This window comes from Erwinia rhapontici (assembly GCF_012271765.1).
Taxonomy (GTDB): domain Bacteria; phylum Pseudomonadota; class Gammaproteobacteria; order Enterobacterales; family Enterobacteriaceae; genus Erwinia; species Erwinia rhapontici.
Genome location: NZ_VRKO01000013.1, coordinates 457,084 through 472,138 on the forward strand (window position 1 = coordinate 457,084; position 15,055 = coordinate 472,138).

Below are 15,055 nucleotides of genomic sequence, written 5' to 3' on the forward strand. Positions count from 1 at the left end.
CCCGTTTTTTGTCACAATCGTGTTGTTTGACTGCCTTGTGAGCAGGATGACGATAAAATCAACGAATTCTGATGCTAACAGACGTAACGGCTAAATAAAAACGGGCCACAAGGGCCCGTTAGCGGTGATTCATCAGAACATATTAGTAAGCAGACTGGTGCACACCTACGGCGCGACCTGATGGATCGTCCATGTTTTTGAACGCTTCATCCCATTCTATGGCCTTAGCGGACGAACAGGCCACTGACGGGCCGCCAGGGACGCATTCTGCTGCGCTTGGCAGCGGGAACAGCTCTTCAAAGATTTCACGGTACAAATACGCTTCTTTAGACGTTGGCGTGTTGTACGCGAAACGGAAGTGGGCGGTTTGCAACTGCTGGTCGCTGATCTGCTCTGCAGCCACTTCTTTCAGGGTATCAATCCAGCTGTAGCCCACACCATCAGAGAACTGCTCTTTCTGGCGCCATGCGACGCTGGCTGGCAGGTAAGATTCAAAACACTCACGCAGGATGTGTTTTTCCATTTTACCGTTGCTGCCACACATTTTATCCTGTGGGTTGATGCGCATTGCCACATCCAGGAATTTTTTATCCAGGAACGGTACACGCGCTTCCACGCCCCAGGCTGACATCGCCTTGTTAGCGCGAGCACAGTCAAACATATGCAGTGCATGCAATTTACGCACGTTCTCTTCGTGGAATTCACGGGCGTTCGGTGCTTTATGGAAGTAAAGGTAGCCGCCGAACACTTCGTCAGCACCTTCACCGGACAGTACCATCTTAATGCCCATTGCCTTGATTTTACGTGACATCAGGTACATCGGCGTAGACGCGCGGATGGTGGTCACATCATAGGTTTCGATGTGGTAAATCACATCGCGAATCGCATCGAGACCTTCCTGCACGGTGAAATGAATTTCGTGGTGCACGGTACCCAGATGTTCTGCCACGGCTTTCGCCGCGGTCAGGTCCGGCGATCCTTCCAGGCCAACGGCAAAGGAGTGCAGCTGTGGCCACCAGGCTTCGCTTTTATCCTGATCTTCTACGCGCTTCGCCGCAAAACGTTTGGTCACGGCAGAGATAATCGAAGAATCCAGACCACCGGACAGCAGGACACCGTAAGGCACATCTGACATCAGGTGGCTTTTAACGGACTCTTCCAGTGCGTTTTTCAACGCCGCTGCATCAGTGACGTTTTCTTCTACTGCGGCATAGTCAAACCAGTCACGCTGCCAGTAGCGGCGGATCTCGCCATCGGTGCTGGACAGATAGCTTCCCGGTGGGAATTCTTTAATGCTGCGGCATACAGGCACCAGCGCTTTCATTTCGGAAGCGACATACAGGTTACCGTGCTCGTCGTTGCCCATATACAGCGGGATAATCCCGATATGGTCACGGCCGATTAACCAGGTGTTTTTCACACTGTCATACAGAATGAAGGCAAACATGCCTTGCAGGTCATCGAGGAAATCGATGCCTTTTTCCTGATACAGAGCGAGAATCACTTCACAGTCAGACTCGGTCTGGAACTCATAGCGATCGCTCAGTTCAGCGCGCAGCGCCTGATGGTTGTAAATTTCACCGTTCACCGCAAGTACGTGGGTATGCGCTGCGTTGTACAGCGGCTGTGCGCCGTTGTTAACGTCAACGATCGACAGACGCTCATGGACGAGGATCGCTTTGTCATCGGCATACACGCCGGACCAGTCCGGGCCACGGTGACGCATCAGACGTGAAAGCTCCAGGGCTTTCTTGCGCAGTTCAACAGGATCGCTTTTCAGATCGAGTACACCAAAAATAGAACACATAAACAGCTCCCTAACGACTTACCTTGCGGTGATGATATTGGTTTAAAGCGACAGATATCGCGTGATGTATAAGAAAATGCGCTAACCAGTGAGGTGATGCAAGTAATTTAGTCATTAGGTGAAAAATAGCCTGTTGACCAAGGTGAATTCTTAGTGGATATGCAAATTAAATGGAGTTTTATTGACGAATCGATAATGAATGGTGAAAAGTGAACAAGAAGTGCACAGCGTGGGGGCGGTGCCCGGCGGACCGGGCAGAAAACTAGATAATGTCGATATCGGCAACGGAAGGGTAGATCCAGGTAGGACGGAACGGCATCGCGTCAACGTCACTCAGGCTGGAAACTCCCGACAGAACCAGAATGGTTTCCAACCCGGCCTGGAAGCCAGCAAGAATATCGGTGCGCAGGTTATCACCTACGATCACCGTTTCTTCGGAGTGCGCCTGAATCTTATTCAGTGCTGCACGCATAATCCACGGACTGGGTTTACCGACGTAAAAAGGCTGACGGCCGGATATTTTTTCGATACCTGCGCAAAGCGCGCCACAGGCTGGTGAGAAGCCATGTCCACGGCTGTCCGGGTTAGTTGCGATGAATCGTGCACCATTGGCCACGAAGAAAGCGGCTTTATGCATCATGTCCCAGTTAAAGGAACGGGTTTCTCCGACGATAACGAAATCAGGATTGATATCGGTAATCGTAAATCCGGCTTTGTACAGCTCATGGATCAACGCGCCTTCTCCAACCACATAGGCTTTTTTTCCTTCCTGACGCTTCAGGAAGTCCGCAGTGGCCATTGCAGAGGTATAGAACACGCTGTCCGGCAGTTCAATGCCGGCAGAGGCAAAGCGATTAGACAGGTCCATCGCGGTTTGGGAAGGGTAGTTTGTTAACACCACCAGCGGCATATTATTGCCGACGATGCGCTGTAAAAACTCACGCGCGCCGGGGACGGCAGTATTGTCGTGCATCAGCACGCCGTCGATATCACAGATTACGTTCTTTATCGTCATGCGTTCAGAGTCCATCATTCAATTAACCTTCCAGCAGGCGCTGAAGCAGAATTCCGTTGAGCATGGCGCGTTTCACCAGTGCAAAAGCACCAATGGCCGATCGGTGGTCGATCTCCGAGCGTACAACGGGTAAATTTTTACGGAAGGCTTTGAGTGCCTGAGTATTAATGCAGCCTTCAATTGCCGGCAGCAGCACTTTATCTGCTTCCGTAATTTCACCGGCAATGACAATTTTTTGTGGATTGAACAGATTAATGGCAATGGCGATTGCTTTGCCGAGGTGACGGCCAACATGTTCAATCACTTCACTTGATAGCGCATCTCCGCGATTGGCGGCACGGCAGATAAGTTGAATCTGACAATCATCAAGGGTGAGACTACTTGGATAACCCTGCGTGAGTAGATGGCGCACGCGATGTTCAATGGCGCTGTTGGCAGCGATAGTTTCAAGACAGCCAAAGTTGCCGCAGTGGCAACGCTCGCCTAACGGGTCCACCTGGATGTGCCCCAGCTCACCCACGTTGCCGTTGCTGCCGAGGAAAATCTGACCGTTAGCAATAATCCCGGCACCTGTTCCCCGATGAACACGCACCAAAATGGAGTCAGCACAATCGCGCGATGCGCCAAAATAGTGCTCTGCCAGGGCCAGACTACGGATGTCATGGCCGACAAAACTGGTGACATTGAATCGTTTTTCCAGGTTGGCGACCAGCGGCCAGTGGCTGACGCTGATGTGTGGCATATAACGAATAATACCGTTTTTCGGGTCGACCAGACCTGGCAGAATGACGGAGATCGCAATCAGTTCGCGCAGTTTGCGCTGATGCAGTTCGCTAAAGTCAGCAATGGCCTTAAACAGCGCGTTTTCGAGGGTTTCCTGCGTGCGTTCTGGCAGTGGGTAGTGCTCTTCCGCCAGCGATTTTCCGCTTAAATCAAACAGGGTGACGGTGGCATCGTTGCGACCAAGGCGCACGCCAATGGTATTAAATCCGCGGGTTTCCGTAATGATAGAAATCGCCCGGCGCCCCCCGGTAGAAGCCTGTTGGTCAACTTCTTTAATCAGACCACGCTCAATGAGCTGACGCGTGATCTTGGTGACACTGGCGGGGGCGAGCTGACTGTGCTCGGCGATCTGGATTCGTGAGATAGGGCCCTGCTGATCGATGAGCCGGTAGACGGCTGCACCATTAAGTTGTTTAACAAGATCAACATTTCCAATTTGAGCCTGGCCGCCAGTGGTCATTAAATATCTACTCGCTTAAGACCTCGTTACCATTAACGATAGTCCGGGTGATTTTGTAATCGCGGGTGAACACCGTCAGATTAGCCACTTTCCCGGCTTCAATTGACCCTAAATGCGTGTCTACCCCCATTGCGCGGGCCGGATAAAGTGTTGCCATACGCAGCGCCTCGTCAAGGGAAATGCCCACGTGTTCGACGCTGTTTGCTACAGCCTCAATCATAGTTAGCGCAGATCCGCTCAGAGTGCCGTTCTCATCAACACACAGCCCGTTGCGATAGTATATTGTTTTACCAGCAAAAATGAACCGATCAATAGAAGCACCCGCCGGTGCCGTGGCATCGGTAACGAGGATCAGTTTGTCGCCTTTGATTCGTTTAGCATTACGAATGTTAGCGTAATGGACATGTAAACCGTCGGCGATGATACCGCACCAGACATCCGGTGAATCAAACAACGCACCGATTAATCCAGGTTCACGACCGCTGGTGGTCGGCATAGCGTTATATAAATGCGTGGCAAAGGAGACCCCGGCATCAATCCCGGCAAGCGCTTCGTCATAAGTACCGTGGGAATGGCCCGCAGAGATGATAATCCCGGCATCACGCAGTTGACGAACAACCGCGGCGTCTACTTTTTCTGGCGCGAGGGTAATCTTACTGATGACATCGGCGTTGGCACACAGGAAATCGACCAGCGCGCTATCTGGAGCACGGATGAGGTCTGGATTGTGGGTGCCTTTTTTCAACGGATTGAGCCAGGGGCCTTCCAGATGCAGGCCGAGCGCCTGGTTGCTGTTCTGCGCCAGCCAGGCACGCATCACTTCAACGGCACGTTTCATCAGCTCATCGGTGCTGGTGATAAGCGTAGGCAGAAAGCTGGTACAGCCTGACTTCTCATTGGCTTTCTGCATGATTTGCAGGGTTTCTACGCTGATCGCTGAAATATCATCGTTAAACTGCACGCCGCCGCAGCCATTCAGCTGCAGGTCAATAAAGCCAGGGGCAATAATCGCACCGCCAACCTGACGAGTTTCAATGCCAGCGGGCAGATCCTCCAGCGGGCAGATACGATCGATCAGGCCATTGGCAACCACTACCGCATGCCGATCGAGGATTTTATGGCCTGTGTAGATACGGCCCTGGGTTAATGCGTACATAGTTGTTCTCCTGACTTTCCTGATATTTCTTGTCCTGCCGGCAGGGCGCTAACCCTCCGGCAGGCACCGGTCTGAAATGACGACAGCGACCAGGGATGATCACAGATCTTTAATATTTCCAGCTTCCATCTCGCGGAAATACTTCACGGTTTTCATCTTCAGCTCCATCGTGGACGGTTCATCACACACCACGACCGCTTTCGCGTGCAGCTGCAAACAGCTGATGGTCCACATATGATTCACGTTGCCTTCAACTGCGGCTTGCAGCGCCTGAGCTTTCAGATGGCCCGTGACCAGAATCATCACCTCTTCTGCATCCAGTAATGTACCCACACCCACCGTCAGGGCATATTTTGGCACCTGGTCGACGTCGCCACCAAAGAAGCGTGAGTTGGCGATGCGGGTATCGTGAGTCAGCGTTTTAATACGGGTACGAGACGCCAGAGAGGAAGCGGGTTCGTTAAAGGCAATGTGTCCGTCATTTCCTACGCCACCCATGAACAGGTGAATTTTGCCGTAAGAACGGATTTTTTCCTCATATTGGCGACATTCTGCGTCAATATCCGGTGCATTACCATTGAGAAGGTTGATGTTTTCACTTGAAATATCAACATGATCAAAAAAGTTACGGAACATAAAACTGTGGTAACTTTCCGGGTGCTCTTTCGGCAGGCCGACATATTCATCCATATTGAAGGTCACAACATGCTTGAAGCTGACCTGGCCCGCTTTGTGCATATCAATAAGATGTTTATAGGCTTCCAGCGGTGTGCCTCCAGTGGGTAAGCCCAGGACAAACGGACGATCGGCGGTAGGATTGAACGCATTGATGCGATTTACAATATGGCGTGCCGCCCATTTTCCGACCTGGGCTGGTGTTGCCAGAGGAATCAGTCTCATGTTGCACCTCGTATATAAGCAGAGTTAGGTATTAAGTTAAAACGGTGCTCTGTCGTTGTTCTGGTAAGCGTAACGCGATTACCATCATGCAACAGAGGGATTTGTCCGTTTTGATTTTTCGAATCATAAAATAAGTTTGTGCTGTTGACCAGCCATATGCTAAGAATAATGCGTTTTTAGGTGATTTTAATCACATATATGACGGTTTAATTTGCGAAGCGAATTAATTTTTTTTTACACTTCGTTTCGTGGTGTGTAGTGTCGGGCTGACAAAAAAAACCGTGAAAAAAAACAGACGGTTTTTGCCGCCTTAACGGGTCTCATAGGGGGAAATGGTGAATATTTTAGGATTCTTTCAAAGATTAGGGCGGTCGTTACAGCTGCCAATAGCCGTGCTGCCTGTTGCTGCACTGATGCTGCGCTTCGGCCAGCCTGATTTACTCAATATGCCGTTTATTGCACAGGGCGGCGGGGCGATTTTTGACAACCTCGCACTGATTTTTGCTATCGGTGTGGCGTCGACCTGGTCTAAAGACAACGCCGGTGCTGCCGCGCTGGCTGGTGCTGTGGGTTACTTTATTCTGACCAAAGCGATGGTGACCATCAACCCAACGGTCAATATGGGTGTGCTGGCGGGGATTATTACGGGCCTGATAGCCGGTATGACCTACAACCGCTGGGCTGACATCAAACTGCCTGACTTCCTGAGCTTCTTTGGCGGTAAACGCTTCGTACCTATCGCGACGGGCTTTTTCTGTCTGGTGCTGGCGGCGGTGTTTGGTTATGTCTGGCCTCCGGTTCAGGCGGCAATTCATTCCGGCGGTGAGTGGATTGTCTCTGAGGGGGCTTTCGGTGCGGGTATCTTCGGTTTCGTTAACCGTCTGCTGATCCCAACCGGTTTGCATCAGGTGCTGAACACTATTGCCTGGTTCCAGATTGGTGAGTTCACCAATGCGGCCGGTGCTGTGGTCCACGGTGATATCAACCGCTTCTATGCGGGTGACGGCACGGCGGGGATGTTCATGTCCGGGTTCTTCCCGATCATGATGTTTGGTCTGCCGGGTGCTGCACTGGCGATGTATCTGGCTGCGCCGAAAGCGCGCCGTCCAATGGTTGGCGGTATGCTGCTTTCTGTTGCGGTGACCGCATTCCTGACGGGTGTGACCGAGCCGCTGGAATTCCTGTTTATGTTCCTGGCGCCGATGCTGTATCTGATCCACGCCTTGCTGACGGGCATCAGTCTGTTTGTGGCGACAACGCTGGGCATTCATGCCGGGTTCTCTTTCTCTGCGGGCGCCATCGACTATGTATTGATGTATAAATTGCCTGCGGCCAGCCAGAATGTGTGGTTGCTGCTGGTGATGGGGCTGGTGGCCTTTGTAGTCTACTTCGTTCTGTTCAGCGCAGTGATCCGTATGCTCAATCTGAAAACGCCAGGCCGCGAAGATGAAGGCGACCTGCTGGTAAAAGATGAAGCGAACAGCAATACCGAAGAGGGCTTGGCAGACCTGTCCCGCCAGTATATTGGTGCGATTGGTGGCTCGGATAACCTTAATGTTATTGATGCCTGCATCACTCGCCTGCGTCTGTCCGTTAAAGATGCATCGCTGGTGAATGATGCACAGTGTAAACGCCTGGGGGCTTCCGGGGTGGTGAAACTGAACAAGCAGACCATTCAGGTGATTGTGGGTGCGAAAGCAGAATCCATCGCCGAAGAGATGAAAAAGCAGATTGCTAAAGGCCCGGTTGCTGCCGCAGCGGCGAGCTCGAAACCTGTTGCGCCAGTCGCCGCTCCGCAGGCAATACCCAATGCGGCTAAAGGGGTGATCGGTACACTGGTTGCACCGGTTAGCGGTAAGGTTGTTGCCATTGACCAGGTGCCTGATGAAGCCTTCGCCAGCAAAGCCGTGGGCGACGGCCTGGCCATCTTGCCAACCGGTAGCACCGTTGTTGCTCCGGCTTCCGGTACGCTGGTGAAAATCTTTAATACTAACCATGCATTCTGTCTTGAAACCGAAAACGGCGTCGAAATTGTAGTGCACATGGGGCTGGATACGGTTGCACTGGAAGGTAAAGGGTTTACGCGTCTGGCTGAAGAAGGCTCAACGGTAGTGGCGGGTCAGCCAGTACTGGAAATGGACCTTGTCTTCCTGAATGCGAATGCCCGTTCGATGATCAGTCCGGTGGTGATCAGCAACATTGATGATTTCGCGGGATTAACGCTGCTGGCCGGTGAAACCGTGGTAGCGGGTGAGACCCGAATCGTTGAAATTAATGGCTAACACCGTCGACTGATGCGACTGTGACAGGGCGGGAAGCGATTCCCGCCCTTTTTTTATGTGATTCCCGCAACAAACGGTTGTTTCCCCTCTCTGCTTTGTGGATCATACTCCGTTATTTCATAGCTAATTTAAGCCATGCACTATTGAGGAAATTGAGATGAGTGAGGCTGAAGCCCGCCCAACTAACTTTATTCGTCAGATCATCGACGAAGATCTGGCGAACGGCAAGCACAGCTCAGTGCATACCCGCTTCCCGCCTGAGCCGAATGGCTATCTGCATATTGGTCATGCGAAATCGATCTGCCTGAACTTTGGCATCGCACAAGATTATCAGGGGCAGTGCAACCTGCGCTTCGATGACACCAACCCGGTGAAAGAAGATCTGGAGTTTGTTGAGTCGATCAAGCGCGATGTGCAATGGCTGGGTTTCACGTGGAGCGGTGAAGTACGCTACTCATCTGATTATTTTGAACAGCTGCATAACTATGCTGTTGAACTGATCACCAAAGGGCTGGCTTATGTTGACGAACTGTCGCCTGAGCAGATCCGTGAATACCGTGGCAGCCTGACGTCAGCGGGTAAAAACAGTCCCTACCGCGATCGCAGTGTGGAAGAGAACCTGGCGCTGTTTGCCAAAATGCGTGCCGGTGGCTTTGCCGAAGGCACCGCCTGCCTGCGCGCTAAAATCGATATGGCTTCCAACTTTATCGTGCTGCGCGATCCGGTGATTTACCGTATTAAATTTGCTGAACATCATCAGACCGGTAACGCCTGGTGCATCTATCCGATGTACGACTTTACCCACTGCATCTCGGATGCGCTGGAAGGCATTACCCACTCCCTGTGTACGCTGGAGTTCCAGGACAACCGTCGTCTGTACGACTGGGTGCTGGATAACATCACTATTCCCGTTCACCCGCGTCAGTATGAGTTCTCCCGTCTGAATCTCGAATACGCCATTATGTCTAAGCGTAAATTGAGCCAGCTGGTGTCTGAGAATGTGGTGGAAGGCTGGGACGATCCTCGCATGCTGACTGTTTCTGGTCTGCGTCGCCGTGGTTACAGCGCTGAGTCTATCCGTGAGTTTTGCCGCCGTATCGGCGTGACAAAACAGGATAATATCGTTGAGATGGCTGCGCTGGAATCCTGTATTCGTGACGACCTGAACGAAAATGCACCGCGCGCGATGGCGGTGATGGATCCGGTTAAAGTGGTGATTGAAAACCTGCCTGCGCATCATGACGAGATGATTAGCATGCCGAATCATCCGAACAAGCCCGAAATGGGAACACGTGAAGTGCCGTTCAGCCGTGAGATCTATATCGATCGCGCTGATTTCCGAGAAGAAGCGAACAAGCAGTACAAACGTCTGGTGCTGGGCAAAGAAGTCCGCCTGCGTAACGCTTACGTGATCAAAGCCGAGCGTGTGGCGAAAGATGACGAAGGCAACATCACCTGCCTGTTCTGTACCTGCGATGTGGATACTCTGAGCAAAGATCCGGCTGACGGCCGTAAAGTGAAGGGCGTGATCCACTGGGTATCGGCTGTTCATGCGCTGCCAGCGGAGTTCCGTCTTTATGATCGCCTGTTCAGCGTGCCGAACCCGGCAGCGGCAGAAGACTTCCTCGCCAGCATCAACCCGGATTCTTTAGTGATCCGCCAGGGCTTTGTTGAGCCGGGTATGCAGCAGGCGGAAGCCTCTGCGCCGTATCAGTTTGAGCGCGAAGGTTATTTCTGTGCCGATAGCGTGTATTCCAGTGCCAGCAATCTGGTGTTTAACCGCACCGTTGGCCTGCGTGATACCTGGGCAAAAGTGGGCGAGTAAACCGCTATTTGCTGATAAAAGGCCGCCGATGCGGCCTTTTTTTCGTCTGCTACTTATAATTCGGCACACAGATAATCAATAAACATCCGCGTTTTACGCGGCAGAGCGGTGCGGGTGGCAAAGACAGCGCTGACGGGCTGTACCGGTAGCTGCCAGTCATTGAACAGAAGCTGTAATTCTCCGCTGGCCAGATCGTCTGTCACCAGCCATTCAGGCAGCACCGCCACGCCCATTCCGGCCAGTGCCATCTGGCGCATAATCTGCGCAGAATTGGCGCTGTAACGTGCTTCGCTTTTCACTTCACAACGATCCTGCCCGCGCTGGAAATGCCAGCGGCCGGGATGGGAGAGATTACTGTTGTGTATCCATGGCAGGGTGCCCACCTCACTGAGCTGTTGCAGCGAATAGCGCGCCATCAGCAGCGGCGACGCCACCAGCACAATACGGTATTCCCCCAATTTGCGACTCTTTAGCGAGGAGTCGCGCAGTGTGCCGAGGCGGATAGCCACATCCAGTTTGTTGCTCACCAGGTCATCAAGCGAGGCACCGACGTTATAGCTCAGGGTGAGCCCGGGGTGACGCTGGCAAAAACGGGCTACGGGTGGCATCAGGAACTGCTGGCCATACTCCCAGGTGGAGGTGATACGCAGTTCCCCCGATAGCGGCTGGCTGTCATCGGTGATGCGACTTACGGCAAGGTCGATATCGCAGAAGATCCCCTTAAAATCCTGGTAGAGCTGGCTTCCGCTCTCTGTCAGCGCCAGGTTACGGGTATTGCGCGTCAGCAGGGCGACGCCGAGTACCTGTTCCAGTGTCTTAATATGCAGGCTGACCATCGCCTTACTTAAGCCGAGATTATCGGCGGCGCGGGTAAAACTGCCGCTTTCCACGACCGCAAAAAAAGTGTGAATTTTATCCAGTTGAGCATGCATGGGATTGTTTACTTATATCGAACAATCTTTTCACTGTATGCCAGTCGATCTCCGTGGTCAATCGCCGCTATGCTGCGCCCGGAGGTATGACTATGAGCTATCGCTACCGCATAGCAGTAATTTTCCTGCTCGGCTTCTTTATTGATTGTATTAATATTTTTATGTCGGCGATTGCGCTGCCGGAGATGGCGGGAGAACTGCGTATAGCCAGCGGTTCGCTCGGCTGGGTGGCCAACAGCTATATACTCGGCTTGACGGTGATTATCCCAATAAGCAGCTGGCTTGCCGGGCGTTATGGTGCTCGCCGGGTGCTGGTGGCCTCGATGTTGCTGTTCAGCCTGGCGGCACTGGGCTGCGGTCTGGCAGATACGTTTATCACGTTGGTAATGTGGCGTTTTGTACAGGGTATGGCGGGAGGGTTGCTCATCCCGGTGGGGCAGGCTCTGACATTTAATCTGTTTAAGGGCAAGGAACGGGCAACCATATCGACCCTGATTATGAGCGTGGCATTGATTGCGCCAGCACTGTCGCCGCTGCTGGGCGGCATGATTGTCGACAGCCTCTCATGGCGCTGGATTTTCTGGTGCAATATTCCGTTCAGCCTGATGGCCGCTGCGCTGGCCGCGCTGTGGGTGCAGCGTGAAACGCGGGTGGCAGTCCGGCCTGATATCCGTGGCATTCTGCTGGTGTGCCTGGCACTGGCTGCCGTTCTGCTTGGGTTGTCGCAGCTTGCGGAGGCGGGGTCTCTTATTTCTGCATCGTTATGGCTGCTGGCCGCGTTGGGCCTGGCTATCGGCTATTTGCGCCATTACCATCGTCAACCCCAGGCGGTGATTGATTTGAAGCTGTTGCGTAATCCCCGGCTAAAGCTGGCGGTGGTCATTTACTACGCCGTGCCGGGCATCTTCACCGGTGTGAACCTGCTCAACATTTTTTATCTGCAACAGTGCCTGCATTTTTCTGCCGAACGTTGTGGAGCATTTATGCTGCTGTACGGTGGTGGGGCACTGGTGGCGATGCTGGTATGTGGTCGTCTTTACCATTGTCTGGGCGCACTGACCCTGTTCAGCTGTGGGTTGGTCTTACATGCAGGCGGCATCGTGCTGCTGGCGCTGGTACAGAGTCCCGAACAGGTGATGCTATTGAATGCGGCTTATCTGCTGATGGGGATTGGCGGTGGAATCAGTGCCAATACGGCACAAACCAGTGCTCTGACTGATTTTCACGATGAGCAGATGACGCGGGCCAGTGTGATATGGAATATTAATCGTCAGCTTTCATTCAGCCTCGGCGCCGCATTGTTTACACTGCTGTTTACGTTGATGAGCCGCCACTATTCTGCTGCTCAGTCTTATCATCAGGTCTTTGTTGTTGCCGCAGTTACCGGCCTGTTCCCCTTGTGGATGATTTATCGCCACGCCCGTCATAAGGATGTTGTATGTCAGCGTTAACCGAAAAAGCCTGTGAAAGTATCATTGTACTGCATCAGCTTATTGAGAAAGTGTTTCACGGAGATGGGAGCTTTGTCCCTGAGCTGTTGCGACATTTTGAACCCGATTTTATCATGGTCGCGCCCAGCGGAAAAAGTCTGTCGATGGAGGAGGTGACTGCGCTGTTCACTCGTCTGGTCGGCGAACGGCAGGGTGTTGCTATCACGATTGAACACTGCAAAGTGATCTCTCAGTTTGGCCAGGAAGTAGCGATCCAGTATCACGAGCTACAACAGCAGGGTGATAATCATACCCACCGTATTTCACTGGCGGTGATTGATTGTGGTTGTACGCCACCTCGCTGGCGCTATTTGCAGGAAACAATGGTGGTCAGTTAATTACTGTACTAGTTCGTGAGTGTGATTCTGTGTAGACTATGCGGCATTCTTGCCGTTTAGCCAGTGGATTATCCCGGTTTATGGCATGTTATTTATTGCATTCGCTAAGGGATTTCATGGCTACACCTGCTTCTGCTGTTCGTCTGCCGTCAACACTCTGGGGGGCGTTGATTATCAGTGGCACCATTATTGGTGCCGGGATGTTCTCGCTGCCGGTAGTGATGTCCGGTGCCTGGTTTGCCTGGTCCTCCGCGCTGCTGATCGTGACCTGGTTCTGTATGCTGCTGTCCGGATTACTGTATCTGGAAGCCAGCCTGCATTATCCCATCGGGGCGAGTTTTGATACGGTCACACGCGATTTACTTGGGCGTGGCTGGAACCTGATCAACGGTTTGTCCGTGGTCTTTGTGCTGGGGATCCTCACCTATGCGTACATTTCTGCCAGTGGCGCGATTATTCAGCACAGCCTTAATCAATTAAATGTCGGAATATCGGCACGTATGGCTGGGCTGCTCTTTACGCTACTGGTGGCGCTGTTTATCTGGCTGGGAACAGCGGTTGTCAGCCGGATGACGCTGATTTTTCTCGGCGCGAAGATCCTCACCTTTTTGATGATTTTTGGCGGCCTGCTGTGGCATGTTCAGCCGGCTATTCTGCTCGACAGCCAGGGAGCCGATCGCGATTATCTGCGATATCTCTGGATAGTGGTGCCGTTTTGTCTGGCCTCCTTCGGCTACCATGGCAACATTGCCGGGTTGACGACTTACTACCATAAGAATGCAGGCCGCGTGAGCCGTTGCCTGATTTACGGCACGCTGCTGGCTCTGATGATTTACTTTATCTGGATCATCGGCACGATGGGCAATATTCCCCGCAGCGAATTTAAAGCGATTGCCGCGCAAGGCGGTAATATTGACGTACTGGTGGGGGCGTTATCCGGCGTACTGCACAATCGCTCTCTGAATCTGTTACTGGATATCTTCTCTAACTTCGCCGTTGCCTGTTCATTCCTCGGTGTCAGTCTTGGCTTTTTTGATTACCTTGCCGATCTCTTTAAACTGGATAACTCCGCGTCCGGAAGATTAAAAACCACGCTGCTGACGTTTATTCTGCCGCTAACTGCCGCGATGATCTGGCCCAACGGTTTTCTGCTGGCAATCGGTTATGCCGGGCTGGCCGCGACGTTGTGGGCTGTTGTCACGCCAGCGCTACTAGCCTGGCAGTCACGTCGACGTTTTGCCACTGCCACGTGGCGAGTCAGAGGGGGGATGGCACCGATTGTGCTGGTTCTGCTGTTTGGTGCACTGAATGCCGTGGTCTCGTTGCTTTCATATGGTGGCTGGCTGCCGCTCTATACGCGATAACCTTTTGAGACAGATTGGCAGCGTTTTAGTCGGGAGGAATCGCTATAACGCAGGCATAAAAAAACCGGTGGCAAGCCACCGGTTTTTACACTGAACAGTGCAGATTATTTGTCGTGCAGAGTCTCGTCTTCACGACAGTCACCCAGAGAACAATGGCCATAAAGATACAGGCTATGGTTGCTCAGTTTGATACCGTGACGCGTGGCGATTTCACGCTGACGTTCCTCAATGTATTCGTCTCTGAACTCAATAACTTTACCGCAGTCCAGGCAGATCAGGTGATCGTGATGGTGCTGCTGAGTCAGTTCGAAAACGGATTTACCGCCTTCAAAGTTATGGCGGGTAACGATCCCCGCATCATCAAATTGGTTCAGCACGCGGTAAACGGTGGCCAGACCAATTTCTTCGCCCATATCAATCAGGCGTTTGTACAAGTCTTCCGCACTGACATGATGGCCCTCTGGTTCCTGAAGCACTTCCAGAATTTTCAGTCGGGGAAGCGTGACTTTCAGGCCGGCCTTCTTTAATGCGGTGTTATTGTCAGTCATGCGGATATTGTCCTGTTACTTTGCTAGTCACTTAGTGGCTGAAAAGCCCTGAACATCGGTCGACGCTAAAAGATGAGTGCGTCTCAGTATAGAACTGATACTCCGAAATGAAAACCATAAGGGGTGCCTGAAACCGCAATGGATGTAAGGATAAG

Annotated in this window: 12 protein-coding genes; 5 read left to right on the top strand and 7 right to left on the bottom strand. The window is 52.4% G+C overall.

Annotation, left to right across the window (positions count from 1 at the left end; translation table 11 throughout):
• Positions 1-142 precede the first annotated feature (142 nt).
• The 5 genes from asnB to nagB all read right to left on the bottom strand — a co-directional run bounded on the left by asnB (position 143) and on the right by nagB (position 6,121).
• Complete coding sequence (gene asnB / locus FVB43_RS13240; protein WP_133845568.1) at positions 143-1,807, bottom strand: asparagine synthase B; 1,665 nt, start codon at positions 1,805-1,807, stop codon at positions 143-145.
• A gap of 262 nt (positions 1,808-2,069) precedes the next feature.
• Complete coding sequence (locus FVB43_RS13245) at positions 2,070-2,822, bottom strand: HAD-IIA family hydrolase (protein WP_133845775.1); 753 nt, start codon at positions 2,820-2,822, stop codon at positions 2,070-2,072.
• Positions 2,823-2,844: 22 nt separating this feature from the next.
• Positions 2,845-4,065 (bottom strand): DNA-binding transcriptional regulator NagC, encoded by a 1,221-nt coding sequence (nagC, locus tag FVB43_RS13250; RefSeq protein WP_133845566.1) that lies wholly within the window; start codon positions 4,063-4,065, stop codon positions 2,845-2,847.
• A gap of 7 nt (positions 4,066-4,072) precedes the next feature.
• Complete coding sequence (gene nagA, locus FVB43_RS13255) at positions 4,073-5,221, bottom strand: N-acetylglucosamine-6-phosphate deacetylase (RefSeq protein WP_133845564.1); 1,149 nt, start codon at positions 5,219-5,221, stop codon at positions 4,073-4,075.
• Positions 5,222-5,320: 99 nt separating this feature from the next.
• Positions 5,321-6,121, bottom strand: coding sequence for a glucosamine-6-phosphate deaminase (gene nagB / locus FVB43_RS13260; RefSeq protein WP_133845562.1), 801 nt, complete (start codon positions 6,119-6,121; stop codon positions 5,321-5,323).
• 335 nt (positions 6,122-6,456) lie between these two features.
• On the opposite strand from nagB, the gene nagE reads away from it, so the two are divergent.
• On the top strand, positions 6,457-8,403 hold the full coding sequence (gene nagE / locus FVB43_RS13265; protein WP_133845774.1) for a PTS N-acetyl glucosamine transporter subunit IIABC: 1,947 nt from the start codon (positions 6,457-6,459) through the stop codon (positions 8,401-8,403).
• 157 nt (positions 8,404-8,560) lie between these two features.
• Positions 8,561-10,228: a glutamine--tRNA ligase gene (gene glnS, locus FVB43_RS13270; RefSeq protein WP_133845560.1), complete on the top strand. Its 1,668-nt coding sequence runs from the start codon at positions 8,561-8,563 to the stop codon at positions 10,226-10,228.
• 53 nt (positions 10,229-10,281) lie between these two features.
• On the opposite strand, the gene FVB43_RS13275 is transcribed toward glnS, so the two are convergent.
• Positions 10,282-11,160, bottom strand: coding sequence for a LysR family transcriptional regulator (locus FVB43_RS13275; protein ID WP_133845558.1), 879 nt, complete (start codon positions 11,158-11,160; stop codon positions 10,282-10,284).
• Between the two features lie 92 nt (positions 11,161-11,252).
• Between FVB43_RS13275 and FVB43_RS13280 the strand changes: the two genes are divergently transcribed.
• From FVB43_RS13280 to mtr, 3 genes are all read left to right on the top strand, one after another.
• Positions 11,253-12,611: an MFS transporter gene (locus FVB43_RS13280; RefSeq protein ID WP_159337436.1), complete on the top strand. Its 1,359-nt coding sequence runs from the start codon at positions 11,253-11,255 to the stop codon at positions 12,609-12,611.
• Entirely contained in the window at positions 12,599-12,988 is a 390-nt protein-coding gene (locus FVB43_RS13285; RefSeq protein WP_159337435.1) for a hypothetical protein, read from the top strand. The genes FVB43_RS13280 and FVB43_RS13285 overlap by 13 nt, the downstream gene beginning before the upstream one ends.
• Before the next feature lie 116 nt (positions 12,989-13,104).
• Positions 13,105-14,352, top strand: a complete 1,248-nt coding sequence (gene mtr / locus FVB43_RS13290; protein WP_133845552.1) for a tryptophan permease — start codon at positions 13,105-13,107, stop codon at positions 14,350-14,352.
• Between the two features lie 104 nt (positions 14,353-14,456).
• Here mtr and fur read toward each other — a convergent pair whose 3' ends face one another.
• Complete coding sequence (gene fur, locus FVB43_RS13295; protein ID WP_062748415.1) at positions 14,457-14,900, bottom strand: ferric iron uptake transcriptional regulator; 444 nt, start codon at positions 14,898-14,900, stop codon at positions 14,457-14,459.
• Positions 14,901-15,055 lie beyond the last annotated feature (155 nt).

Excerpts from the sequence above, each read along its gene's own strand:
- asnB (WP_133845568.1), bottom strand. The coding sequence starts at position 1,807 with ATGTGTTCTATTTTTGGTGTACTCGATCTGAAAAGCGATCCTGTTGAA.
- FVB43_RS13245 (WP_133845775.1), bottom strand. The coding sequence starts at position 2,822 with ATGACGATAAAGAACGTAATCTGTGATATCGACGGCGTGCTGATGCAC.
- nagC (WP_133845566.1), bottom strand. The coding sequence starts at position 4,065 with ATGACCACTGGCGGCCAGGCTCAAATTGGAAATGTTGATCTTGTTAAA.
- nagA (WP_133845564.1), bottom strand. The coding sequence starts at position 5,221 with ATGTACGCATTAACCCAGGGCCGTATCTACACAGGCCATAAAATCCTC.
- nagB (WP_133845562.1), bottom strand. The coding sequence starts at position 6,121 with ATGAGACTGATTCCTCTGGCAACACCAGCCCAGGTCGGAAAATGGGCG.
- glnS (WP_133845560.1), top strand. The coding sequence starts at position 8,561 with ATGAGTGAGGCTGAAGCCCGCCCAACTAACTTTATTCGTCAGATCATC.
- FVB43_RS13275 (WP_133845558.1), bottom strand. The coding sequence starts at position 11,160 with ATGCATGCTCAACTGGATAAAATTCACACTTTTTTTGCGGTCGTGGAA.
- FVB43_RS13280 (WP_159337436.1), top strand. The coding sequence starts at position 11,253 with ATGAGCTATCGCTACCGCATAGCAGTAATTTTCCTGCTCGGCTTCTTT.
- FVB43_RS13285 (WP_159337435.1), top strand. The coding sequence starts at position 12,599 with ATGTCAGCGTTAACCGAAAAAGCCTGTGAAAGTATCATTGTACTGCAT.
- mtr (WP_133845552.1), top strand. The coding sequence starts at position 13,105 with ATGGCTACACCTGCTTCTGCTGTTCGTCTGCCGTCAACACTCTGGGGG.
- fur (WP_062748415.1), bottom strand. The coding sequence starts at position 14,900 with ATGACTGACAATAACACCGCATTAAAGAAGGCCGGCCTGAAAGTCACG.